Origin of the sequence: Micromonospora sp. NPDC050784 (assembly GCF_044456765.1) — a bacterium.
In the GTDB taxonomy this organism is placed as follows: domain Bacteria; phylum Actinomycetota; class Actinomycetes; order Mycobacteriales; family Micromonosporaceae; genus Micromonospora; species Micromonospora foliorum.
The window spans coordinates 193,708-217,500 of sequence record NZ_JBITGG010000010.1; the positions used below are offsets into that span (position 1 = coordinate 193,708).

The 23,793-nt window shown below is 71.8% G+C and carries 24 protein-coding genes; 8 read left to right on the plus strand and 16 right to left on the minus strand.

Going from position 1 to position 23,793, the window contains the following annotated elements:
* Positions 1-55: 55 nt before the first annotated feature.
* The 9 genes from ACIBD9_RS16285 to ACIBD9_RS16325 form a co-directional block, all read right to left on the minus strand.
* Positions 56-1,759, minus strand: a complete 1,704-nt coding sequence (locus ACIBD9_RS16285) for an ABC transporter permease (RefSeq protein ID WP_396718324.1) — start codon at positions 1,757-1,759, stop codon at positions 56-58.
* Positions 1,744-2,508 carry an ABC transporter ATP-binding protein gene (locus tag ACIBD9_RS16290; RefSeq protein WP_091396824.1) on the minus strand — a complete coding sequence of 255 codons (765 nt, stop codon included), beginning with the start codon at positions 2,506-2,508 and terminating at the stop codon, positions 1,744-1,746. The genes ACIBD9_RS16285 and ACIBD9_RS16290 overlap by 16 nt, the downstream gene beginning before the upstream one ends.
* Before the next feature lie 198 nt (positions 2,509-2,706).
* Positions 2,707-4,350 carry a cation acetate symporter gene (locus tag ACIBD9_RS16295; RefSeq protein WP_396718327.1) on the minus strand — a complete coding sequence of 548 codons (1,644 nt, stop codon included), beginning with the start codon at positions 4,348-4,350 and terminating at the stop codon, positions 2,707-2,709.
* Position 4,351: 1 nt separating this feature from the next.
* Positions 4,352-4,765 (minus strand): hypothetical protein, encoded by a 414-nt coding sequence (locus ACIBD9_RS16300; protein WP_396718329.1) that lies wholly within the window; start codon positions 4,763-4,765, stop codon positions 4,352-4,354.
* A gap of 201 nt (positions 4,766-4,966) precedes the next feature.
* A complete protein-coding gene (locus tag ACIBD9_RS16305; protein WP_396718332.1) occupies positions 4,967-5,629 on the minus strand; it encodes a DUF5701 family protein in 663 nt (220 codons plus the stop codon).
* Between the two features lie 66 nt (positions 5,630-5,695).
* Positions 5,696-6,457 (minus strand): LytTR family DNA-binding domain-containing protein, encoded by a 762-nt coding sequence (locus ACIBD9_RS16310; protein ID WP_238657880.1) that lies wholly within the window; start codon positions 6,455-6,457, stop codon positions 5,696-5,698.
* A gap of 23 nt (positions 6,458-6,480) precedes the next feature.
* Complete coding sequence (locus ACIBD9_RS16315; RefSeq protein WP_396718334.1) at positions 6,481-7,707, minus strand: sensor histidine kinase; 1,227 nt, start codon at positions 7,705-7,707, stop codon at positions 6,481-6,483.
* A 39-nt stretch (positions 7,708-7,746) separates the two neighbouring features.
* Complete coding sequence (locus tag ACIBD9_RS16320; RefSeq protein ID WP_387175356.1) at positions 7,747-9,318, minus strand: sugar transferase; 1,572 nt, start codon at positions 9,316-9,318, stop codon at positions 7,747-7,749.
* Positions 9,319-9,582: 264 nt separating this feature from the next.
* Positions 9,583-10,443: an Fpg/Nei family DNA glycosylase gene (locus ACIBD9_RS16325; protein ID WP_396718337.1), complete on the minus strand. Its 861-nt coding sequence runs from the start codon at positions 10,441-10,443 to the stop codon at positions 9,583-9,585.
* Positions 10,444-10,579: 136 nt separating this feature from the next.
* Between ACIBD9_RS16325 and ACIBD9_RS16330 the strand changes: the two genes are divergently transcribed.
* The gene (locus ACIBD9_RS16330; RefSeq protein WP_396718339.1) at positions 10,580-11,851 is read left to right on the plus strand and encodes a glycosyltransferase family 4 protein; all 1,272 of its coding nucleotides are present in this window, start codon (positions 10,580-10,582) and stop codon (positions 11,849-11,851) included.
* Positions 11,852-12,054: 203 nt separating this feature from the next.
* On the opposite strand, the gene ACIBD9_RS16335 is transcribed toward ACIBD9_RS16330, so the two are convergent.
* From ACIBD9_RS16335 to ACIBD9_RS16355, 5 genes are all read right to left on the minus strand, one after another.
* Complete coding sequence (locus tag ACIBD9_RS16335; RefSeq protein WP_396718341.1) at positions 12,055-12,777, minus strand: CDP-alcohol phosphatidyltransferase family protein; 723 nt, start codon at positions 12,775-12,777, stop codon at positions 12,055-12,057.
* Positions 12,752-13,819, minus strand: a complete 1,068-nt coding sequence (locus ACIBD9_RS16340; protein WP_396718344.1) for an iron-containing alcohol dehydrogenase family protein — start codon at positions 13,817-13,819, stop codon at positions 12,752-12,754. Before ACIBD9_RS16340 ends, ACIBD9_RS16335 begins: the two co-directional genes overlap by 26 nt.
* Positions 13,807-14,538, minus strand: coding sequence for a sugar phosphate nucleotidyltransferase (locus ACIBD9_RS16345; RefSeq protein ID WP_238662367.1), 732 nt, complete (start codon positions 14,536-14,538; stop codon positions 13,807-13,809). Before ACIBD9_RS16345 ends, ACIBD9_RS16340 begins: the two co-directional genes overlap by 13 nt.
* A gap of 78 nt (positions 14,539-14,616) precedes the next feature.
* Positions 14,617-15,384 carry a hypothetical protein gene (locus ACIBD9_RS16350; RefSeq protein ID WP_396718346.1) on the minus strand — a complete coding sequence of 256 codons (768 nt, stop codon included), beginning with the start codon at positions 15,382-15,384 and terminating at the stop codon, positions 14,617-14,619.
* The gene (locus ACIBD9_RS16355; RefSeq protein ID WP_396718348.1) at positions 15,381-15,833 is read right to left on the minus strand and encodes an NUDIX domain-containing protein; all 453 of its coding nucleotides are present in this window, start codon (positions 15,831-15,833) and stop codon (positions 15,381-15,383) included. The genes ACIBD9_RS16350 and ACIBD9_RS16355 overlap by 4 nt, the downstream gene beginning before the upstream one ends.
* 109 nt (positions 15,834-15,942) lie before the next feature.
* Between ACIBD9_RS16355 and ACIBD9_RS16360 the strand changes: the two genes are divergently transcribed.
* The 4 genes from ACIBD9_RS16360 to corA all read left to right on the plus strand — a co-directional run bounded on the left by ACIBD9_RS16360 (position 15,943) and on the right by corA (position 19,555).
* Positions 15,943-16,335 (plus strand): cyclic nucleotide-binding/CBS domain-containing protein, encoded by a 393-nt coding sequence (locus ACIBD9_RS16360; protein ID WP_030487774.1) that lies wholly within the window; start codon positions 15,943-15,945, stop codon positions 16,333-16,335.
* An 82-nt stretch (positions 16,336-16,417) separates the two neighbouring features.
* Positions 16,418-16,876, plus strand: coding sequence for an ester cyclase (locus tag ACIBD9_RS16365; protein ID WP_396718351.1), 459 nt, complete (start codon positions 16,418-16,420; stop codon positions 16,874-16,876).
* Positions 16,877-16,982: 106 nt separating this feature from the next.
* Positions 16,983-18,077 carry a PLP-dependent aminotransferase family protein gene (locus ACIBD9_RS16370; RefSeq protein WP_396718354.1) on the plus strand — a complete coding sequence of 365 codons (1,095 nt, stop codon included), beginning with the start codon at positions 16,983-16,985 and terminating at the stop codon, positions 18,075-18,077.
* A 323-nt stretch (positions 18,078-18,400) separates the two neighbouring features.
* Positions 18,401-19,555 (plus strand): magnesium/cobalt transporter CorA, encoded by a 1,155-nt coding sequence (gene corA, locus ACIBD9_RS16375; protein WP_396718357.1) that lies wholly within the window; start codon positions 18,401-18,403, stop codon positions 19,553-19,555.
* A gap of 103 nt (positions 19,556-19,658) precedes the next feature.
* Here corA and ACIBD9_RS16380 read toward each other — a convergent pair whose 3' ends face one another.
* Positions 19,659-20,438: a hypothetical protein gene (locus ACIBD9_RS16380; RefSeq protein WP_396718360.1), complete on the minus strand. Its 780-nt coding sequence runs from the start codon at positions 20,436-20,438 to the stop codon at positions 19,659-19,661.
* 84 nt (positions 20,439-20,522) lie between these two features.
* Between ACIBD9_RS16380 and ACIBD9_RS16385 the strand changes: the two genes are divergently transcribed.
* Both ACIBD9_RS16385 and ACIBD9_RS16390 read left to right on the plus strand, forming a co-directional pair.
* Positions 20,523-21,053 carry a peptidylprolyl isomerase gene (locus ACIBD9_RS16385; RefSeq protein ID WP_203148254.1) on the plus strand — a complete coding sequence of 177 codons (531 nt, stop codon included), beginning with the start codon at positions 20,523-20,525 and terminating at the stop codon, positions 21,051-21,053.
* A 94-nt stretch (positions 21,054-21,147) separates the two neighbouring features.
* Positions 21,148-22,059, plus strand: coding sequence for a rhomboid family intramembrane serine protease (locus ACIBD9_RS16390; protein WP_396718362.1), 912 nt, complete (start codon positions 21,148-21,150; stop codon positions 22,057-22,059).
* Here the strand turns inward: ACIBD9_RS16390 and ACIBD9_RS16395 are convergent.
* On the minus strand, positions 22,052-22,480 hold the full coding sequence (locus tag ACIBD9_RS16395) for a PH domain-containing protein (protein WP_387173459.1): 429 nt from the start codon (positions 22,478-22,480) through the stop codon (positions 22,052-22,054). The two genes, ACIBD9_RS16390 and ACIBD9_RS16395, sit on opposite strands and share 8 nt — an antisense overlap.
* A gap of 112 nt (positions 22,481-22,592) precedes the next feature.
* Between ACIBD9_RS16395 and ACIBD9_RS16400 the strand changes: the two genes are divergently transcribed.
* Complete coding sequence (locus ACIBD9_RS16400; RefSeq protein WP_238662377.1) at positions 22,593-23,765, plus strand: acetyl-CoA C-acyltransferase; 1,173 nt, start codon at positions 22,593-22,595, stop codon at positions 23,763-23,765.
* The last annotated feature ends 28 nt before the right edge of the window (positions 23,766-23,793 follow it).

Genomic DNA, 23,793 nt, shown 5'->3' on the forward strand with positions numbered 1-23,793 from the left:
TAACGAGGGACGGACGTCGCGGACCGGTGTTCGGCCGGATGGCGACTGCCCGCGCTCAGCGCCGGGGGGTGACCGTGGCCAGCAGCTCCGGCTGGCGGCGGTCCAGCACGTCGCCGGCCAGGTACGCGCCCAGCAGCGCCGCCCCCAGCCCGTACGCGACGCCGACCGGCAGGGCCAGCCAGAGCCACGCGTCCCCGAGCAGCGCGGCGGCCACCACCATCGGCACCGCGGCGACCGCCGAGGCGAGCATGGCCAGCAGGGTGAGCAGCCCCTTCGCCAGGCCCGCACCGCTGTTCATGGCGAACGGGTTGCTCGTCTCCGGCAGCGAGTACGCCCCCAGCACCGAGACCAGGCTGTTGACCGCCAGCCCGGCGCCGTAGGTGGCGACCAGGCTGCCGGCCGTGAGCCCGATCCAACCCGGTTGACCGAGCAGCACCGACAGCACCACCGCGACGACCGCCAGCATCGGCAGCACGTACAGCGAGAAGGCCGTCATCCGGGCCCGCAACTCGACCCGGCCGGGCACCCCGGCCACCACGTTCGCGGCGTACGCGCTGCCGTCGAAGCCGAACTGGTTGGCCAGCGTGACGGCGGCGAGCACGCCCACGAAGACCATCGAGATGGTGACCACGACCGGTGAGCTGTCGCTGGCGGCCGCCGTCAACCCCTCGTCCTCCATGGCCGCGAAGTCCCCGCCGGTAACGTTGATCATCACTGGTACGAAGATGCCGACCACCGCGATCGTGATCAGGTTGGCCCGGCGGCGAGCGTCCCGCCACCAGTAGCGGGCCTCCCGGGCGACCAGGGCACCGAACCGGTCCCGGCGGGCCCAGCCGGCGCCCCGGGGAAACAGTTGGGCGACCGCCCCGCCGTCAACTCCGCGTCGTACCGGGGCCTTGCCGGCACTCGCCGCACCCACCATCGCCGACTCGAGCGACCGGGACCACCAGGCCAGCAGGGCACCGAGCGCCACCACCGTGATCAGCAGCTTGACCGGTGCCGCCCACACCCGCCCCTGGGCCACGTCGATGCCGGCGGTCCATGGAGCGCCCAGCGGCGTCCAACCGATCACGGTCGCCACACCGGTCAACCGGGCCCAGTCCGCCTCCCGGAGCGCGGCGAGGCCGAAGACCTGCAACGGGCCGAGCAGCGCGGCCGTCACCGCCAGCAGCACGGCCGCCAGGTCGCGGACCCGTCGGGACCGCAACATGGTGGCGAAGGCGCTGGTCACCGCCCGACTGGCGGCCACACAGAGCAGCAGCCCGGCGAGCACACCCACGACGGCGACCAACCCCGCCGACCAGCCCCCCAACGACCAGGCGGTCAGCACCAACCCGAACGACGCGATGAGCACCGCCAGCGCCGGCACGCTGATCAGGGCCGCCACGAACAGGCCGGTCACCAAGGTGCGCCGGGGCAGCGGCAGCAGCGCGAACCGGGCCGGGTCCAGTGTCTCGTCCACCCCGAAGAAGACCAGTGGCAGAAGCAGCCAACCGAGCACCAGCAGCCCGCCACCCGCCGCGGCGACCAGCACCGCGTACCGGCCGTTGTCGGTCAGGCCCGGCGCGGCGAACAGGAAGAAACCGCTGGCGGCGAACCAGAGCCCGAGCAACGCGCCGCCGACGAACAGGGCGATCCGCCAGCCCTGGCCCCGAAAGTTGTTGCCCATCACCCGCAGCTTGAGCCGCACGAAGTGGCGAGCGGAGACCGACCGTACGGGCGCGGCGGGGGTGGCGTCCGCGCTCACTGGGAGAGCCACGACAACTCCTCGCCGGTCGCGGTGCGCCCGCCGACCACCTCCACGAAGACCTGCTCCAACGAGCGACCGCCACGGACCTCGTCGATGGTCCCGACCCGCTTGATGGTGCCGCCGGCCAGGATCGCCACGTGCGAGCAGAGCCGCTCGACGACCTCCATCACGTGACTGGAGAACACCACCGTGCCGCCGCCGGCCGCGTACCGGGTGAGGATGTCCCGGATCAGCGCGGCGGAGACCGGGTCGACCGCCTCGAACGGCTCGTCCAACACCAGCACCCGGGGACCGTGCAGCAGCGCGCAGGCCAGACCGATCTTCTTCTTCATGCCCGCCGAGTAGTCCACCACCAGCGTCCGACCGGCGTCACCGAGCGCCAGCACGTCGAGCAGCTCGGCAGCCCGCTGGTCGACCACCGCCGGGTCCATCCCCCGCAACAACCCGTTGTACGCCAGCAGCTCCGCCCCGGTCAGCCGGTCGAACAGCCGGACCCCGTCGGGCATCACGCCGAGCAGCCGCTTGGCGGTGACCGGGTCCTGCCAGACGTCGTGCCCGAGCACCCAGGCCGAGCCGGCGTCCGGTCGCAACAGCCCGACCGCCATCGACAGCGTGGTGGTCTTGCCGGCGCCGTTCGGGCCGAGCAGGCCATAGAAGGAACCGGCGGGGACGTCCAGGTCGACGCCGGCCACCGCGATCGTGCCGTCGAACCGCTTGGCCAGGCCACGCAGTGCGAGCGCGGGGTGCTCAACAGTCATGCGCAGACGTTATCCGTCGATCGCCAGTTCCGCCGTCCGGCGACGGGCGGACCCGCGATCATCCCCGAGGCGGACAAAGGCCCCGAGGAAGAGAACCACGCCGATCTTGCAGTTTCTGTTGTCGACCTGGACAGATATGCGCCTTCTGTCGCGACAAAAAGTGCAAGATCGCGGAGGCAGGATCTGCGGCAGCTGCGATCACTGCATGCGGAGGGCTTCCGGGGTGTGCAGGCGGAGCATGGTGGCGGCTACGTCGGCCGGGGCACGGCGGCGGGTCGCCATCGACACGGCGACCATCACGGTGAAGGCCAGCGGCACCGTCCAGGCGGCCGGCTGCGCGATGAGCGTGGCCGGCCAGCCGGACAGCGGTGGGCCGAGCACGGTGACCAGCACCGCGCCGATCGCCGCGCCACCGCCGGCCACCACGCCGGCGGTGGCGCCCACGTCGGTCAGCCCACGCCACCAGATGCCGAGCACCAGCAGCGGGCAGAAGCTCGACGCGGCGACCGCGAAGGCCAGCCCGACGACCTGCGACACGTCCAGCCCGGAGACGTGCAGTGCCAGCACCGCCGGCACACCACCGGCGATGACGGTGGCCAGCCGGAACCCGCGTACCGAGCCCCGACCGAGCACGTCCGTCGAGATCACCCCGGCGACGCTGGTCAGCAGGCCGGACGAGGTGGAGAGGAACGCCGCGAAGGCGCCCGCGGCGACCAACGCGGCGAGTAGCCGCCCGGCCAGGCCGTCACCCAGGGCCGCTTCGGGTAGCAGCACCACCACCGCGTCGGTCTGGCCGCTGAGCAGCAACTGCGGGGTGTAGATCCGGCCGAGGACCCCGTACAGGGTGGGCAGCAGGTAGAACGCGCCGACCAACGCGAGCACGACCAGGGTGGTCCGGCGAGCCGCCGCACCGTCCGGATTGGTGTAGAAGCGCACCAGCACGTGCGGCAGGCCCATGGTGCCCAGGAAGGTGGCCAGGATCAGCGAGTACGTTGCGAACAGGCCCCGGTCGTCGTCACCGGCGGCGCTGGGCAGCAACCAGTCGCTGGCGTCGGTGGCCACCCCGGACACGCCCGGCACCGGATCACCGGCAGCGAAGGTCAGCTCGTCGCCGGGGCGTACCTCTCGGATGTCACCGTCGGGCAGGGTGAGGGTCGCGCGGTGCTCGACCACGACGGTGGTCGCGGCCCGGAACGTCGGCCCGTCGGGCGGGGTCACCGCCGGGCGGCCGTCGGCCTGCCACTGCAGGGCCAGGAAGATCACCGGTACGGCGAGAGCGGTCAGCTTGAGCCAGTACTGGAACGCCTGCACGAAGGTGATCGCGCGCATCCCGCCCAGCGCCACGTTCGCGGTGACCACGGCGGCCACCAGCAGGGCGCCGAGGGGGTACGGGGAGCCGGCCACCGTGGCCAGGGTCAGCCCGGCCCCCTGGAGCTGCGGCACCAGGTACAGCCAACCGATGAAGATCACGAAGGCGGTGGCCAGGATGCGGAGTCGACGCGACCCCAACCGCAGCTCGCAGAAGTCGGGCAGGGTGAACGCCCCGGAGCGGCGCAGAGGCGCGGCCACGAAGAGCAGCAGCGCCAGGTAGCCGGCGGCGAACCCGACCGGGTACCAGAGCACGTCCACGCCGTACTTGAGGACCAGCCCCGCGATGCCGAGGAAGCTCGCCGCCGACAGGTACTCCCCGCCGATGGCGGCGGCGTTCCACGTCGGACTGATCGCCCGGGACGCCACCAGGAAGTCGGACGTGGTCCGGGCCAACCGCAGCCCGTAGAAGCCGATCCCGACGGTGACCAGGGTGACCGCGACGATGGCCGGGACCACGAAGTCGTTGCCCACCTCAGTGCTCCGGCCGTTGCACCAGGTCGGTGAAGTCCTGCTCGTTGCGCTCGGCCAGCCGCACGTACGCCCAACCCACGGCGATCAGGAACGGGAAGGAGGCCACCCCGAGCAGCAGCCACGGCAGGTTGACGCCGGCGATGGTGGTCCGGCCGAGCGAGGGCGCGATCGCGAACAGCCAGGGCAGCCCGCCCAACCCGATGGCCACCACCAGGGACAGCCGCAGCGCCAGCGCCAGTTGGGCCCGGACCAGGCCGCGGACCAGCGCCTCGCCGACCTGGGTCTGCTGGGCCAGCTCGGCGCGGGTCCGCTCGGCGCGGGTGTCCTGCCGGGTGATCTCGGCCAGCACGATCCGGGACCGCCGGGGCGGCGGAACCGCACCGCCCGACCCCACGTCAGGGAGTTGCTTGGCCACCCCGGCAGTCTCGCCCGCCGTGCGCGATTGTCAAGCAGAGCCGCCCAACGGCGTCGTGCACATCGGTGGATGGCGTTGTGCATAACCTGTGGAGAACCGGTCACGCCTGTGGATAACTCCGGGGCGATGCCGGCTGGCGTGTGGGAACTTCCGAGGCTCGTTGTGGACAACCGACCGAGCTGCCAGGGTGGCGGCCCACGGTTACTCCAGGCCGATGCGCTCCGGCCGGGCCGAGGCGGAGCCGAGCCAGGTGTGCGGGTTGCCGTACCAGCACCAGCCCAACTTGGGCGCCCCCTGGCTGATCCAGAGCGCCGGCACCCGCTTGTCGCCGCAGCGGGAGCCGACCAGCGAGAAGCACCTGTTGCTCGCCAACGCGGCCGGGTGCAGGGTGATGAAGGCGAGGCCCTCGTCGATGCTCAGCGGCAACCGGCCCTGAGCGGTCATTCCCTCCAGGGCGGTGGCCGGCGCCAGGTTGCGGAACTCCTCGCCCCGGTCGACGTCGAAGAGCAGGTACGCCGGCCCGGCCGGCACCTCCAACTCCTTGATCGGGTCGAAGCGGGGCAGGTCGTCCTCTGCGTAGTTCCGGTCGACGACGCCGGGCTTGCGCTTGCCGGCCAGGGTGGTCAGCTCCACCCGTTCCGGCACCCCGATCAGGTCCCGGGTGGTGACCAGCAGGAACGGCACCCGGGACTCGGTGGGGGCGGGCAGCCCGGCGGTGCCCTCGACCGTCCTGGCCCGCAGTGGCGCGACCAGGTCGCGGAAGGCTTTCTCGGTCAGCCCGGCGAGAGTGGGATAGCCGAGCTGCACCAGTCGGTCGAGTTGGCGGTCGAACTCGGATTCGGCGTCGAACGGGGTCTCGGTCACGGCAGGCCTCCCGGAAGTCGTACGGACTAGCGTACAACGTACGGTAGGGCTGCTCCCATTCCCGGCTCAGCGACTCCAATCCTGCTTCGCGGCCCTGACCAGCTTGTCCTTCAGCTCCCGGGTGTGTCGCCGGCTCACCGGCAGCTCGGTGGAGTCGATCACCACCACGTAGCCGGAGTTGACCAGCCGCAACTCCGCGATCAACTTCAACTGCACCAGATACGACCGGTGCACCCGGACGAACCCGGCATCGGCCCAGCGCTCGGCGAGCGTGGCCAGCGAGACGCGCACCAGGTGCGACCCCTCCGCGGTGTGCAACCGGGCGTAGTCGCCCTGCGCCTCCACCCAGCGCACCGCCGAACGGGGCAGCATCCTGGTGGTGCCGGCCAACTCGATGGGGATGGTCGGGTCCTCCTCCGCGCGGGCCAGCGCCGCCGGGTGCGACGGCACCACCCGCGAGCCGATCACCCGGCGCAGCGACTCGGCCAACCGGTCGGCACGAACCGGTTTCCGCACGTAGTCGGTGGCGCCCAGGTCGAAGGCGTCCACCGCGCCGTCGTCGTACGCGGTGACGAACACGATCGCCGGTGGCCGGGCGAAGCGGCGCAACACCCGGGCCAGCTCCATGCCGTCCAGGCCGGGCATCCGGATGTCCAGGAAGACCACGTCCACGTCGCCGTCGCGCAGCAGCCGCAGCGCCTCGGTGGCATCCCCGGCCGTGTGCAACCGGGCCACCCGGGGGTCGGCCCGCAGGTGGTACGCCAGCTCGTCGAGCGCGGGCGGCTCGTCGTCCACCGCGAGGACGCGCAGGAAACCGGCCGCGTTCACCGCGCCCGTCCCGGTCCGCTCGCTCACGACCCTGCCCGTACGCCGGGGTGGAACTTCGGCACCCGCATGCTCACCTTCGTGCCCGAGCCCAACCCGGTCTCCACGACCAGGCCGAACCGGTCCCCGAAGACCGACCGCAGCCGCTCGTCGACGTTGGAGAGGCCGACGTGCTGGCCCGTGTCGTCACCCGGGTCGCCGGTGCCGCGGGCCAGCTCGGCGATGCCGGCGGTCAGCGTCGTCGGATCCATTCCCACTCCGTCGTCCTCCACCGTGATGTGGCATTCGGCGCCCGCGTCCCGGGCCTCGATGCTCACCATGCCCGTGCCCGGCTTGCGGGACAACCCGTGGCGAACCGCGTTCTCCACCAACGGCTGGAGGCAGAGGAACGGCAGCGTCACCGGCAGCACCTCCGGGGCGATCTGCAACCGCACCTGCAACCGGTCGCCGAACCGGGCCCGCTCGATGGTCAGGTAACGGTCGATCGACCGCAGCTCCTCGGCCAGGGTGGTGAACTCGCCGTGCGCCCGGAACGAGTACCGGGTGAACTCGGCGAACTCCAGGATCAGCTCCCGGGCCCGCTCCGGATCGGTCCGCACGAACGACCCGATCGCGGTCAGCGCGTTGTAGATGAAGTGCGGGCTGATCTGCGCCCGCAACGCACGGACCTCGGCGCGGGCCAGCCGCTCCCGCGACGAGTCCAACTCGGCCAGGGCGAGCTGGTTGCCGGCCCAGTGCGCCGTCTCCAGGGTGGCCTGCACCAACCCCGGGGGCGGTGGGCTGTCGGCGACCGCCACCAGCGCGCCCACCACCCGGCCGTCCGCCCCCAGCAGCGGCGCGACCACCGCACCACGGATCGGGCAGTCGACCCGGTCGCAGTGCAGGTCCTGCTCACCCAGCACCGTCGAGCGGCCGGAACCCACCGTCCGCTGGGCCGCCGCGAGCAGTTGCTCTCCGTGGTGCGTGCCGCGCCCGTCGAGGGCCAGCAGCCGGTCGGCGTCGGTGAGCGCCAGCCCGGCCGCCCCCACCAGAGCCCGCAGATGGCGTACGGCCTTCGCCGCGCCCGCCTCGCTCAGCCCCGCCCGCAGCGGCTCGGCGGCCAGGCCGGCGGTGTGCAGCACCTCGTAGGTGGCCCGCTGGGTGGCGGTGGCGATGCCACGGCGGGCCCGCAGTCGCAGCACCGCCAACAGGGCGGCGGTCAGCGCGGTGACGAGTGAGACGACGCCGACCACGGCGGAGAGGTTGGCAGCCACGCAGCGATCCTCGCCCCTGCGAGCCGGCGCGCCAACCCTCTAGTACGCGCCCTTGCGGGCGAGCACCACCCCGACGGTGCGCCACAGGATGCTCAGGTCGTACGCGAGCGACCAGTTGTCGACGTAGTAGAGGTCAAGTCGGACCGACTCGTCCCAGGACAGGTCGGAGCGGCCGGAGACCTGCCACAGGCCGGTCATGCCGGGACGGACCAGCAGGCGGCGGCGGACGTCACCCAGGAAGTCACCGTCGTCGGCCGGCAGCGGACGGGGCCCGACCAGCGACATCTCACCCCAGAGCACGTTGATCAGCTGCGGCAGCTCGTCCAGCGAGGTGGCCCGGAGGAAACGGCCGACCGGGAAGACCCGGGGGTCCTCCTTCATCTTGAACAGCATGCCGTCGGTCTCGTTGCGGTCGACCAGGCTGGCCAGCCGATCCTCGGCGTTGACGTACATGGTCCGGAACTTCCACACGCGGAACGTGCGCCCCTCGTGCCCCACCCGGGGCTGGCGGAAGAAGACCGGCCCGGGGTCGGAGATCCGGATCGCCACGGCAATGGCCAGGAAGAGCGGGATCAGCAGCAGCAGGCCGAGGCCGGCGGCGACCCGGTCCATCAGGTTCTTGGCCAGAAGCGCCGGCCCGGAGAGGGTCGGCTCCTCGACGTGCAGCAGCGGCAGACCCTCGATCGGCCGGATGTGCACCCGGGGCCCGGCGATGTCGGTCAGCTGCGGGGCGACCACCAGGTCGACGCCGGAGCCCTCCAACTGCCAGGCCAGCCGGCGCAGCTCGCCCGGCTCCGCGCTGGCCGACCCGCAGACGGCGATGGTGTCCCCACCGACCTCACGGACCAGGGCCAGGACGTCGCGTCCGGCGTACACCGGAACCGGGGTCGGCATGCCTCGGGCCGCCGCGTACCCGTCGGTGATGTGGATGGCGACGGGCATCAGCCCGGCGGCCGGGCTGCGGGTGACCGCCGCGTAGACCTCCAGGCACTCGGGCAGGGTGCCGACCAGCACCATCCGGTGCGCGGCCTGACCGGCCCGCCGACGGATGTAGTGCAGCGCCCAGCGGGCCACGAAACGGCCCCACAGGATCAACAGCAGGGCACCGAGCAGCGCCGTGCCGACCGTCCAGCGGGACAACTCGGTCTTGGTGGCGAAGGCGAGGAACGAGACACTCGCGGCGACCGTCACCCCGGCCCGGATCACCCGCTTGAACTCGTCCGGGCCGAGCCCCAGGTAGCGGCGGTCGTACGCCCGGTTGCTCCAGAGGATGATCACCCAGCCGAGCGGGAGCAGCAGGTAGGAGATGGTGTGGAACCAGGTCGGGTCCTGCTTGGTGCCGGAGAACCCGGAGGCGGCCTGGTCGAAGAGCTGGATCGCGATCCAGCTGGCGAATGCCGCCGCGCCGAAGTCGAGCAGCAGCAGGATCGCGATGTAGGGGCGGTGCCAACGGGAGACGCGGCGTCGTGCCCTGGTCCATGCCGACCGAGGAACGCCGTTGTGTGACGGCGGCGTCGGCGGCTGGATCTCGAAGCTGTCGACGTGCCGCACGAGTCTGCTCCGGCCTTCGTTGGTTACCGGGCGCTGGAGGCTTGCCGTCACCTCACCCATGTCCTCCCGCATGACACGGGCCGCTCACTCGGCGTGAGGGCCCGGGTCGCCCACCGTCCCAGTCTCCCACGCGGGCTCCGACCGGTCGCCGCCCCGAAGGAGATTGGCAGCCGATGGTGCCGGCGGGATCTGGCCGGCTCCGCACCATTTCAGAAGCCGGGGACCGGGCCACTATACCGATGGATGCGCGCCTGGCGAGAACGGCGGACCGGAGCTTTCACTCAGTGAGGGCGATTCCGCTCCGTAGTCACGGAGTGGAGTTACTCACCGTACGAGACGGGACAACCGACGGTCAGCGAGCGGCTTGCCGCCGGTCTGGCACGTCGGGCAGTACTGGAGGCTGGAGTCAGCGAACGACACCTCGCGCACGGTGTCCCCGCACACCGGGCAGGGCAGCCCGGTGCGGGCGTGCACCTTCAGCCCGGAGCGCTTCTCGCCCTTGAGCTCGGCGGCCCGCTGACCGAGGGACCGCTCGACCGCGTCGCCGAGAACCTGCCGGGTGGCGTGATGCAGGGTGGCGATCTGGTCGTCGGTGAGCCGGTCGGTGATCGCGAACGGGGACAGCTTCGCGGCGTGCAGGATCTCGTCGGAGTACGCGTTGCCCACCCCGGACAGCACCGACTGGTCGGTCAGCACCCCCTTGACCTGCCCGCGCCGGCTCCGCAGCCGCTCGGCGAAGGTGGGCAGATCCGCGGCGAGCGCGTCCGGGCCCAGCTTGGCCACCCCGGGGACCTCCGCGAGGTCGGTGACGAGATAGGCGGCCAGCTTCTTCTGGGTGCCCGCCTCGGTGAGGTCGAAGCCGGAACCGTCGTCCAGGCGTACCCGCACCGCGATCGGGCCCTTTCCCGGCCGCAGCGGGGTGGTGGCGGGGAACGCCTCCCGGTAGTGCAGCCAGCCCGCACGCGCCAAATGCACCACCAGGTGCAAGCCGCCCTCAAAGAGGACATCGAGGAACTTGCCGTGCCGACTGGCGTCGACCACCGCCCGGCCGGCGACCTCGCTCGGTGCCGGCTGGTACGTCTTCAGGGCGCTGATCGCGGCGATCTCCAGCCGATCGACGCGCCGGCCCACCGCGCGCTGACGCAGGTAACCCGCGAGCGCCTCAACCTCCGGTAGTTCGGGCACGACACAACGGTAGCCTTCTTTCCCGTGAGCGTGAGGAATGAGCTTGCGAGTCCCCACCGCGAGCGCGAGGAGTGGGCTTGCGAGCCCCGCAGTCGCGAGCAACAGTCGGCACAGCCGCGAACGAAAGGCAAGCTCCGTGAGAATCGTGGTGGCACACAACCGGTACCGGGAAGCCCAGCCGTCCGGTGAGAACACGATCGTCGACTCGGAGATCGCTCAGCTCACCGCCGCTGGCGTAGAGGTGCTGCCCTTCATCCGCAGTTCGGACGAGATCCCGTCGATGTCGAAGGCGGCGAAGGCGCTCCTGCCGATCTCGCCGATCTGGGCTCCGCGCGCCCAGCACGACCTCAGCCGGCTGCTCACCGAGCACCGACCGGACGTTCTGCACCTGCACAACCCGTACCCGCTGATCTCGCCGTGGGTGGTGCGGACCGCGCACCGGCACGGCGTGCCGGTGGTGCAGACGGTGCACAACTACCGGCAGGTCTGCTCGTCGGGGATCTACTTCCGCGACGGCGTGATCTGTCAGGACTGCAAGGGCCGGGCGCTGGGGGTGCCGGCGATCAAGCACCGCTGCTACCGCGACTCGGCTGCGCAGAGCGCGCTGATGGCGACCACCCTGGCCGTGCACCGGGGCACCTGGCGCTCGGTGGATCGGTACATCGCGCTCACCTCGGCCATCGCCGATCACCTCCGCGACTATGGCATTCCGGACGAACGCATCGTGGTGAAGCCGAACTCCGTACCCGACCCGGGTCGGCCGGCGCCGCTGGGTGACGGGTTCCTCTACATGGCCCGGCTCTCCCCGGAGAAGGGCGTCGACCTGCTGCTGGACGCCTGGCGTCGGCACCCGGTGGGTGCGCTCGGCACGCTGCGGGTGGCCGGCGACGGCGAACTGCGCCACCTCGTCGAGGCAGCCGCCGCCGAGCGGCCCGACGTGGTCTACCTCGGTCAGCTCGACCGGGCCGGCGTGCAGGCCGCAGTCGAGGCGAGCGCGGTGGTGATCGCCGCAGCGATGTGGCACGACGTGCTGCCCACCGTGATCATCGAGGCGCTGGCGAGCGGCCGGCCGGTGCTCGGTACGGCGTTGGGCGGTATTCCGTACCTGGTCGGGGCCGACGCCCCGCACGAGCCCGCCGGCACCGGGCCCGCCGAGAACGCCTCCGCGGTCGCCGGGGGCGGCGGCGGGTCACCCATGCCGGCGGGGATCGCCGTGGGCGAGGCCGGTTGGGTGGTCGCCCCGGAGCCGGCCGCGCTCGCGGCCGCGCTGCCGGTCGCCCGCGCCGGTGCGTCCGGGCTGACCCTGGCCGCCCGCGCCCGCTACGAGCGGACCTTCCACCCCGACGTGGTCACCAAGCGGCTCATCGACATCTACGCGGGCCTGGCCCGGACCCCCAACCACGTCTGAACCAAGTCCCGGGCGGCGGCCCCGCGCTACCCGGCCCTACCCCGCGCCGCGCCGTCCCGCCCGGCATGATCGCGCTCGATCCAGGAACTAGTCCCATCCGGCTGCTCCGAGGCCACGACATCCTGGATCAAGCGCGATCATGGGGGCGGGTGTCGCGCGATCATGGGCGGGTGTCGCGTCGTGGCGGGCGGCGCGCGGGTGGGTCAGCGCAGGGAGGCTCGGGCCGAGAAGGCGATGCTGGCCAGCAGGAAGCCGCCGTTGACGATCGTGAAGGCGACCAGCACCCAGAGGACCAGCGCGGGGGCCACGGCGAGCACCAGGGCGGCCACGAAGACCACCGCGCCGTAGTCGCGGACCAGCTTCACCAGGCGCACCGGCAGCGAGGTCGAGGTGACCATGCTGGCCGCGTTCGGGCCGGCCTGCATCACCGACGTCACCAGGTTGACCATCCAGGTGCCCGCGAAGGTCGCCACGAGCCAGGTCGGCGTGGACGGCTCCTGCGCCACGGCGGTGGCGGCCAGGGCTGCCACCAGGGCGATCTGCGCGGCCACGTCGCAGAGCACGTCGACGCGGGCGCCGGCCGCGCTGCCCTGGCCGGTCACCCGGGCCAGCTGCCCGTCCGCGCAGTCCAGGGAGTACGCCACCTGCCAGCCGACCAGGGCGAGTAGGCCGACCACCCAGGCCGGTACGTCCCCGGCGGCGACCGGGCCGGCGAGTGCCACCACGGTGACCGAGGTGGCCAGCCCGAGCACCAGGTTGGTGATGGTCAACGCGGTCGGTCGCAGCCCGAGCCGCTGGGCGACGAGCGCGAAGACGGCCCCCAGCCACTGGCTGATCGACTCGCTGAACAGGCCGCCGCCCCGGTTCACCCGGTGGAAGTCGGCGACGGTGGGACGGGGGTCAGCCAAGCTGGTCGCGGATTGCACCGGCGTAGTCTGCCAGCCGTTCCCGGGTCGCGGTAGGCGACAGTACCAGGTGTTCGAGGATGGTGTACCGGTCCGGCCGGGTACGTGGCGCGAACTGCACCGCCTCGATGAACTGGTCGTCGGTGAGCGCCACCTCGGCGGGGAGCCGGGGGAGACCGTGTCGGCCCAGGCAGGCCGACATCTCCCGGAAGCGGCGGAGGTCTCCGCGCAGCCAGGTGCAGAACAGCGCACCCAGCCCGGCCAGCTCACCGTGTGAGGCGGTGCCGGGAAAGAGCGAGTCGACCGCGTGCATGATCTCGTGGCAGCCGCCGCTGCACGGACGGCTGGTGCCGTCGACAGCCATCGCCAGGCCGCTGGAGATCAACGCCTCGGCGAGGACGATCACGAAGGCGTCGTCGCTCATGTCGCCTGGGTGGTTGAGCACCGCCTCGGCGCCCGCTCGCGAGAGCGAGGCGGCCAGCCCGTCGACCGGCTCACCGCGTACCTGCCGCGACAGCTCCCAGTCGGCCAGCGCGCTGATGTTGCTGATCACGTCGCCGATGCCGGCCCGGTTGTGCCGGTCCGGGCCGCTCTCCACGAAGTCCAGGTCGACGATCACCCCGATCGGGATGTGGACGCCGTACGAGCCCTTGATCCCGTCGGTGATCAGGCTGGCCACCGGGGAGGCGATCCCGTCGTTGGCGAGGCTGGTCGCCACCGACACCATCGGCAGCCCTCGGCGGGTGGCCGCGTACTTGGCCACGTCTATGGTCTTGCCGCCGCCGATGCCGACGACCGCGTCGTACGACCGGGAGCGGAGTTTGCCGCCCAGGTCATCGGCGGCGTCAAGCGTTCCGCCGGAGACGGTGAAGACGTCCGCCGAGCGCAGTGACGGTCGGATCAGCTCCGCGATCTGGGCGCCCTGACCCGGGCCGACCACCACCGCGACGTCACCCCCGGAGGAGATCCGCCCGTCGGCCAGGATCGCGCCCAGGTCGGCGACCGCCCCGCGTCGCACGTCGATGTGCAGCGGGGTGAGGACGCTCCGAGCTAGTAGCGGCACGCGATCTCCCGCGCGCGGGCCAGGTCGGCGTGGTTGTCGACCTCGACCCACGGGACGTCGCCGATCGGCGCCGCCCGTACCTCCCCGCCCCGGTCGGAGAACTCCTGGTAGCCGTCCTCGTAGTAGAGGTTCGGGTCCCGTCGCCAGGTCGCCTCCAGCGCGTCGGCGAGGGCGTCGGCGACCTGCGGCTCGATCAGCGTGGCGCCGATGTACTCCCCGTACGCCTCGCCCGGGTCCATCAGCTTGGTGATCCGGGTGAGCTGGCCGGCCGCGTCGAAGGTGGTCTTCATCTCCTCCTCGGCCAGCGGCTTGAGGGTGTCCACGGCGAGCAGGATGCCCGGGCCACGCTCGGCGAGCAGGGTCTTCTCCACGCTCACCGGGTGCACGGTGTCCCCGTTGACCAGCAGCACCCCGCGTGCGAAGTACTCCCGGGCGAGCCAGAGCGAGTAGGCGTTGTTCCACTCCTCGGCCTTGTCGTTGTGCACCAGGGTGAGCGTGACGCCGTACCGCTTCTCCAGGTCGGCCTGCCGCTCGCGGACCGCGTCCGCGGCGTAGCCGACGACGATCACGATGTCGGTGAGCCCGACCTCGGCGAGGTTGCCCAGCGCGATGTCCAGGATCGTCGTCTCACCGTCCACCGGCACCAACGCCTTGGGCAGGGTGTCGGTGTACGGGCGCAGCCGTCGTCCCGCTCCGGCCGCGAGCACCATTCCGATCATCGCGACATCCTCCCTCGTCCTGCTCCCGTCACCGCTGGAGGATAGCGCCGGCCGGGCGCGCCGCTCCGGCCAACCGGGTCAGCCGGGCAATGCCGCCAGGTCGGCGAGCATGGTGAGGCGCTCCTCCGCGCTGAGCGCGGCGTACGGGCCGGCGGCCCGCCGGTCGGTCTCCAGTTCGATGGCGAGCCGCTCGGGACCGGTCGGCAGGGCGGCGATGCTCGACGCGGTGTGCCCGGCGGCAGCCCAGGCGGCGGCGTGCGCGTCGGCCCGGTGGTATCGCATCGTGCCGAGCCGGTTGAGCAGCAGCACGCCCGACGGGGTGCCGTCCGGTTCGTACGGGGGCGCCAGCGCGGTGAAGGCCGAGCCGCCCCGGTCACCCTCCTCGTCGGCCAGCACCAGGGCGTACGACAGCAGTCGGCCGAGCAGGGCCACCAGCCGGTCCACCCGGTCGTCGTGCCCGGCCCACAACTCCTCGGTGACCTCGGCGTGCACCTGGTACAGCTCGGCGAGGAAGGCGGCGCCACGCTCGGTGGCGGAGAGGGCGCCGTCCGGGCCGCGGTAGATCATCCCGTGTGCCACCTGCTTGTCCACGGTCCGCCGGCAGACGACCGGGTCCTGGTAGCGGGTGATCGCCGCGAACCCGGGCCCGTCGACGGTGCCGCCGGGTGCGGCCAGCCGGGTGCGCAGGTCGACCAGGAAGCCGGTCGCCGTCACTCCGCCGTAGCGCTGGGACAACTCGGCGCCGCCGCCGTCCCGGCCGGCCAGCATGCCGGCGCGGAAGGTCCGGTCCACGGCCGGTGCGAGCAGCCCGGCGATCCGGTGCGGCGCGAGCGCGACGGCGTTCACAGACCGATCGACCGCAGGACGGCGAAGCCCTCCTCCGCGATCCGTCGGATCAGCCCGTCGTTGACGTCGCGGTGCTCGTCGAGCACTGTCACCTCGTGCTCGGCCAGCCAGCGGTACTCGGTGTGCTTGCCGGCCTCCAGCGTCGGGCGGTCGAGGTCACCGTCGACGCGGACCAGGAAGTCGTACTCGGTGCGGGCCAGGCCGTCGTCACCGACGTAGCTGTACTCGCCCACCTGGCCCAGGACGTGGGAGAGGACCCAGCCGGTCTCCTCGGTGATCTCCCGGCGTAGCGCCTCGTCGATGTCCTCGCCCGACTCCAGGTGACCACCGACGATGTCCCAGCAGTTGGGAAACAGGCGTCGGTGTGGTGAGCGGCGCTGAAAGAAGATGCGGCCGTCATGGTCGACGATCAGCGCGCCGGCGCAGCGCAGGGGCTCGGTGGACACCATCCGACAGTAGCCAGCGTCCGCAGCTTGTGCGATGCCGCTCTTGTCCCGGAAACATCCACCGACCACCATGTCCGTACCGAATGCCACCGTCCCAAAGGGGTGATGTGTGATGCAGGTACGGGATGCGATGTCCAGCCAGGTCCTCGTCGTCGGTCCGGAGCACACGCTCCGCCAGGCGGCCCGGATGATGTCGGCCCGCGGAGTCGGGTCGGCGGTCGTGATCGACCCGGATTCCGAGGGTGTGGGGATCATGACCGAACGCGACGTGTTGAAGGCCATCGGCGCCGGCCTGGACTGCGACGTGGAACGCACCGGCGCCCACCTGACCTGGGACGTGGTCTACGCGGGGCCGGAGTGGACGGTCGCCGAGGCCGCCGCCGCGATGGCCCGGGGCGGGTTCCGGCACCTGGTGGTGCTCGACGGCCGGGAGGTGGCCGGCGTGATCTCCGTCCGGGACATCATGCGGGTCTGGTCGGAGAGCCAGGCGGTCGCCACGACCTGACCGGGGGTGGTGTGCCGGTCGGATCGATGGGTAAGCATCCCTTGCGGGCGCGGAGGTGCCGTGGCTCGCGGGGGAGGTCCCGATGCGCGACGCGGAGCTACTGGTCGAGCAGCAGTACGCCATGCTCCTGCGTCGGGACGTGGCCCGGCTGCCGGATCTCTACGCCCCGGAGGCGTTCTACGCCATGCCGGGCGTGACGGTCCGTCCGATCGAGCTGCCCGCGCTGCTGCGCACCTGGACCGGCGCCTTTCCGGACCTGCGGGTCGACCCGGTGGGCGCGGTCCGCACGGGCGGTGGCGCCGCGGTCGAGCTGCGGCTGACCGGCACCCACACCGGCACCCTGCACTCGCCGTACGGCACCGTCGCGCCCACCGGGCGCCTGGTCAGCTGGGAGGTGGCCGACGTGGTCCGGGCCCGCAAGGGTCGGATCACCGCCTGGCGCTCCTACTTCGACTGGAGTCAGCTCCTCGACGCGCTCGGCGTGCAGCTGGAGGGACTTTCGCGGGCGGCGCAGCACGACGCGCTCGCCCTTCCGGTCTGATCTGCCGCCGACCGGTGGAGTGGGGTCACCCGACCCGGTGGCTCAGGATGCGGACATCGCCGTGCCGTCCGCGCGTCCCCCGCTGCCGCCCGTACGCTCAACATCCATGACCGCCGAGCAGTTGATCTCCTTTGCCCGTGGGGCTCCCTCGCTGGACATCGTCGATGTCGAGGGGCTCAAGGCCGCCGCCGTCCGCGCCTTCGACGCCGACCCCGCGGGGGTGACGGCGTACGGCACCTCCGTCGGGTACCTTCCGCTGCGAAAGTGGATCGCCGACAAGCACGGGGTCGAGGCCGACCAGGTGCTGGTCACCAACGGATCGCTCCAGGCCGACGCGTTCCTCTTCGACCACCTGGTCCGCCCCGGCGACGCGGTGGTGGTGGAACGCCCGACGTACGACCGGACGCTGCTGAACCTCCAGCGGATGGGCAGTGAGCTGCACGGCATTGCCGTCCAGCCGGATGGCCTGGACACTGCCGAGTTGCGCAAGCTGCTGGAGTCCGGGGTCCGGCCCCGGCTCGCGCACGTCATCCCGAACTACCAGAACCCGGCCGGCATGACGCTGTCCCTGGAGAAGCGCCGGGAGTTGCTCGACCTGGCCGCCGAGTACGAGTTCACGATCTTCGAGGACGACCCGTACGCGGACGTCCGCTTCCGTGGCGAGGCGCTGCCGTCGATGCTCTCGCTGGACACCCGCAACGTGGTGGTGCACGCGTCGAGCTTCACCAAGACGGTCTGCCCGGGTGTGCGGGTCGGTTACCTGGTCGGCCCGGCCGACCTGATCGCCTCCATCGCGAAGAACGCGACGAGTCTCTACATCTCCCCGGGGATGGTGTCCCAGGCGATCGTGCACCAGTTCTGCGTCTCCGGTGACATCGACCGCTCGATCGAGACGGTCCGGGCGGCGCTGGGTGAGCGGTCCCAGGTGCTCGCCGAGTCGTTGCGCCGGCACCTGCCGCAGGCGCGGTTCGTGGAGCCCGACGGTGGCTACTTCCTCTGGGTGGAGTTCCCGGAGGACGTGCTTGTCGACCGGCTCGCCCCGGCGGCGGCCGAGCGTGGGGTCGCCGTGGTCAAGGGCAGCGACTTCATGCTGGACGGCGGGCGGCACGCTCTCCGACTGGCCTTCTCGGCGGTGACCGCTGACAAGATCGACGAGGGTGTCCGGCGGCTCGCGGAGGCCGTCGAGGCCGTCCGCGGCTGAATTATCTGTCGGGTTCCTGACAGAAAGACGATGCCGGCCGTCCCGGGGCTCCCCTCCGGGCGGCCGGCTGGCCCACAATGCTGCGAGCGTCACCCCGCCAGTCGCGGAGTTCACCGCCCGGCCTCCGGGCCGGCCCCGCCCGGGTTGACGCGGCAGCACCACCTCCCGCCCCCACAGGTGCCGGGTGGGCCGTGTCGTCCCCCGCACACCCCCCGATGCGGCCCGGCCCGCCCGGCGCCGCCCCCACGCGACCGCCGTCACACCGGTCCTCGACCGCGATCGGCGTAGCCTGCAAGCCGCAGCTGAGCGCGGGAGGTGACGCGATGACGGATCGGACAGAGCGGGACCGGACGGCACCGTCGACCACCGGTCGGGTGCTGCGACCTCGGGCGTGGCCCTCCCCGGTCCGGGCGATGACCCGGATCCTCAACGCCGACGGCTCGCCGCCCGTCCCGGCCCCGGCGGGCACGGGCAGCGGCCGCAGCGCGGTGGTCGACTGCGCGCTCTACGTCGACGGCAAGCGGCAGCCCGGCGACTGGACGTACGCGGAGGCGCTGGCCGCGGCCCGCCGTGAGGAGCACGGCTTCGTCTGGATCGGTCTGCACCAGCCGGAGCTGGCCGAGATGACCGCCATCGCGGAGACCTACGGTCTGCACGAGTTGGCGGTCGAGGACGCGGTCAAGGCCGAGCAGCGCCCCAAGCTGGAGCGGTTCGGTGACGTCGTCTTCCTGGTGCTGCGCACCGCCCGGTACTGCGAGCACACCGAGCTGACCGAGAACTCCGAGGTGGTGGAGACCGGGCAGGTGATGCTCTTCATCGGCCCGAACTTCGTGATCAGCGTCCGGCACGGGGACGCCTGCCGGCTCGCCCCGATCCGTGCCGACCTGGAGACCAAGCAGGAGCTGCTGCTCCAGGGCCCGTGGGCGGTGGCGTACGGGGTGACCGACCGGGTGGTCGACCTCTACCTGGAGGTGGCCGACCAGATCGAGGACGACCTGGACGTGCTGGAGGCCGAGGTCTTCGACCGTCACAGCCATGGTCGGATTCAGCGGATCTACCAGATGAAGCGGGAGCTGGTGGAGTTCAAGCGCGCGGTGGTGCCGTTGCAGCGGCCGCTGATGTCGCTGACCTCACAGGTCAACCGGGACGTGCCCAAGGAGATCCGCAAGTACTTCCGGGACGTGCAGGACCACCTGAGCCGCACCGTGGAGCAGGTGAACTCCTACGATGATCTGCTGAACTCGATCCTCCAGGCGCGGCTGGCCCAGGTCACCGTCGACCAGAACAACGACATGCGCAAGATCGCAGCCTGGGCCGGCATCGCCGCGGTCTGGACCGCCATCGCCGGCATCTACGGGATGAACTTCGACAACATGCCCGAGCTGAAGATGACGTACGGCTATCCGGTGGTGCTCGCCCTCATGCTCGGCGTCTCACTGGCCCTCTACCGCTGGTTCCGCCGCAACGGCTGGCTCTGACGGCGGGGCGGAAGCGCCGCCGGTCGAAGAGCACCACCTGACGCGGGAGCGCCGACGAGCGGGGTCAACCCGCTCGCCGGCGCCCGATGCGCTGTCGCTGACCTCAGCGGCGGCCGTTGGTGCGGGCAGTGTCCTTGCCCAGTGCCTTGGTGAGGTCGTCGGTCGGCCGACCGGAGACGTCCGTGGCGCCCTCGGCGACCGACGGGACCTTGTCCGTCGGGCGGACACCGGTCTGCTTGGTCGGGGCGGTGGTGCTGGCGCTGGAGCCGCCGGCAACCGCCGAGCTGCCCGCGCCGGTCATCCCCGCCGCGCCGGCCATGGCCGACCCGTCGGACCCCTTGGCGGCGGACGGCGTACGCACCTCGATCGAGTCGACCTCGTCGCGCATCGGCTCCAGGGTGCTGCGGGTCGGGTCGTACTCGGCCCACTCCTGCTGCTCCCGGCGGCGACGCAGCGCGACCGCGCCGGCCAGGCCGGCGATGGCACCCGCCGCCAACAGGCCGGTCATCATCGAGCCGCGACGACGCGGCTGCTTCTTCTTACCGGTGATCCGCATGGTCTTCGACTTGGCCTTCCTGGTCAGCGGCCCTGCCTGCGCGGCGCCGTCACGAGCAGCCGCCGCCAGTGGTGCCAGCGTGGTGATAGTCGTCCCCCAGCCGGTCGACGCGCGGTCGCGTACCTTCGCGGCGGTCGGCCCGACGTAGCCCCGGGCCACCTGGACCCGCGGGCCGACGGTCGCGCCAGCGCCCTTCGCGGCGTGGTTGGCTGCCAGCATCAGGTGGCTGATGCTCTGGTTCAGTTCGGCCTTAGCCAACTGCCCCTGGGACTTACGCCGCCCGAATCCAAACACGGTCCTACCTCCTGGGAGTTGTTCCTTCGTCATCCTCCACCTTCGGATGCCTCCGCGATGCCAGATCGGGCACATGGGAGGATCCGCATGGAACTGACCAACAAGTGAGGAGTACCCGTGGCCGAGGCTGTCTACGCCACCCTGCACACCAACGCTGGCCCGATCCGGCTGGAGCTCTTCCCCAACCACGCGCCGAAGACTGTCCGCAACTTCGTCGACCTGGCCGAGGGCAACCGTGAGTACACCGACCCGCGCACCGGTCAGCCGGGCAGTGGTCCGTACTACGACGGCACCATCTCGCACCGGGTGATCAGCGGTTTCATGGTCCAGATGGGCGACCCGACCGGCACCGGCCGGGGCGGACCGGGCTACAAGTTCGCCGACGAGTTCCACCCGGAGCTGCGGTTCGACCGTCCGTACCTGCTGGCGATGGCGAACGCCGGACCGGGCACCAACGGTTCGCAGTTCTTCATCACCGTGTCCCCGACGCCGCACCTCAACAACCGGCACACCATCTTCGGCCAGGTCGCCGACGAGGAGTCGGTGAAGGTCGTGGATTCGATCGCGAACACCCCGACCGGTCCGAGCGACCGTCCGCTCCAGGACGTCGTCATCGAGCGGGTCGAGATCGAGCGGTCCGCTTCCTGAGCGACCGACGAGGTACCTTTGCTCGCATGATTGAGCGCTCCGGAGCACGGCCGGTGCCGATGGACCGTGTGGTGGCGGACGGAGGGTCGGCCCGGTGAGCGAGTCTCCGCCGACCACCCCGGTCTGCTACCGGCACCCCGGCCGGGAGACCTACGTCCGGTGCTCCCGCTGTGACCGGCCGATCTGCCCGGACTGCATGCGGGATGCCTCGGTCGGGCACCAGTGCCCGGAGTGCGTCAACGAGGGACGTCGCAGTGTCCGGCCGGCCCGTACCGCCTTCGGCGGCGGTACGGCCGGCCGGCACGGCTATGTCACCAAGGCGCTGATCGCCGTGAACGTGCTGTTCCTGCTGCTCTCCATCGCCTCCGCCCGGGGCGGGGACGCGGCGGTCGGCGGCTCCGGCTTCGGTGGCCTGATGGGTGGCAGCACGCCGCTGACCGAGTGGGGTGCGGTGCTCGGCCGGGCCTACCTCTCCGACTACACGCTCGGGGGGATCGCCGAGGGCCAGTGGTACCGGCTGGTCACGGCGATGTTCCTGCACTACGGCGTGCTCCACCTGCTGCTCAACATGTGGGCGCTGTGGGTGCTCGGCCGGTCGTTGGAGGCCAACCTCGGGCGGGTGCGGTTCGCCGCGCTCTACCTGATCGCGGGCCTCGGCGGCAACGTGGCCGCCTACCTGTTCAGCAGCCCGCGGGCGGCCACCGTCGGCGCGTCGACCGCCGTGTTCGGTCTCTTCGCCGCGCTGATCATCATCGAGCGCAGGTTGGGCCGGGACATCTCCCGGATCATCCCGATCCTGGTGATCAACCTGGTGTTCACGTTGGCCGTGCCGGGCATCTCGATCCCCGGGCACCTCGGCGGTCTGGTGGTCGGTGGGCTGATGGCGTTGGTGCTCGCGTACGCGCCGCGGAGTCGGCGGACGCTGGTGCAGGCGGCCGGTGGCGCGATCATCCTGCTGATCCTGCTCGCGCTGGTGCTCTTCCGGACCGCCCAACTGCTCAGCTGACCGGGCGGGCGGCCCGCAGCGTGGCGGCCACCTCCTCCGGGGTGGCCCCCAGGTCGTACCGGCCGAACAGGTGCAGTGAGTTGCCCGCGTCGATCTCCAGGGTCTCGCTGGTCAGCCCCAGTCGGGGTCGTCGGTCGACGGCGATCGCCTCGACCGCCGACCAGGGCAGCAGCCGCCGACCCGCGAAGCCGTGGATGACGGTGAGCCCGGCCGGGGCCACCGCCAACCGGACCGGTGCGACCAGGTCGCGTACCGCCCAGCCGGCCAGAGCTGCGGCGGCCAGGGCGGCCACCGCGAGGCGGACCGGGTCGCCGTCGGCGAAGAGCAGCCCGAGCGCGACGAGCAGGACGGCGCCGGCCAGCTTCGCCGCCGGCAGGCTCGACGGCACTCGCCACTGCCGTGTCGGAGACGTCTCATTCACCCGCCCAGCATGCCAGCGGCCGTCGGATTCCGGCACCTCGTGCAGGTGTGGCCGGACGACCGGTCGATGGACGACGTAGGATCGGGGCAGCCCAAGTTACCGGGGAGTAAACATGAGTGACGCGGTCATCGTCGGCGCGGTACGTACCCCGGTCGGGCGGCGCAAGGGCAGCCTCGCCAGCGTCCACCCGGTCGACCTCTCGGCGCACGTGCTGCGCGCCCTCGCCGAGCGCACCGGGCTCGACCCGGCCCAGGTCGACGACGTCTTCTGGGGCTGCGTGTCCCAGGTCGGTGAGCAGTCGTGGAACATCGCCCGCAACGGCGTGCTCGCCGCCGGCTGGCCCGAGACGGTGCCCGGCACCACCCTGGACCGGCAATGCGGCTCCAGCCAGCAGGCCCTGCACTTCGCCGCCGCGACGGTGCTATCCGGCCAGGCCGACCTGGTGGTCGCCGGCGGCGTCGAGTCGATGACCCGGGTGCCGATGGGCTCCAGTGTCGCCGGCGGCATGCCGTTCAGTGACCAGTTGCGCGCCCGCTACCGGGGCGTCGAGGGCTTCGCCGACGACGCACCGCTGCCGTTCAACCAGGGGGTCGGGGCCGAGCTGATCGCCCAGCGGTGGCGCCTCTCGCGTACCCAGCTGGACGAGTTCGCGCTGGCCAGCCACGAGAAGGCAGCCGCCGCGCAGGACGCCGGCGCGTTCGACCCGGAGCTGACCCCGGTGCCGCTCGCCGACGGTGGCAAGTTCGCCGCCGACGAGGGCATCCGCCGGGAGACCTCACTGGAGAAGCTGGGCGAGCTGGCCACCCCGTTCCGCGCCGACGGCGTGGTGACCGCCGGCTCCGCGTCCCAGATCTCCGACGGCGCCGCGGCCCTCGCGGTGACCACCTCCGACTGGGCGAGCCGGCACGGCCTGCGCCCGCTGGCCCGGATCCACACCGCGGTGGTCGCCGCCGACGACCCGGTCACCATGCTCACCGCGCCCATCCCGGCCACCGCGAAGGCGCTGCGCCGCGCGGGGCTGGGCATCGAGGAGATCGGGGTGTACGAGGTGAACGAGGCGTTCGCCCCGGTGCCGCTGGCCTGGCTGGCGGAGACCGAGGCGGACCCGGAGCGGCTCAACCCGCGCGGCGGGGCGATCGCCCTCGGTCACCCGCTCGGCGGCTCCGGTGCCCGGATCATGACCACGATGCTGCAGCACATGCGGGACAACGGCATCCGTTACGGCCTGCAGACCATGTGCGAGGGCGGTGGCATGGCCAACGCCACAGTCGTCGAGCTGATCTGAGGACACCGCCGCACGCCGGTCGGCGCGG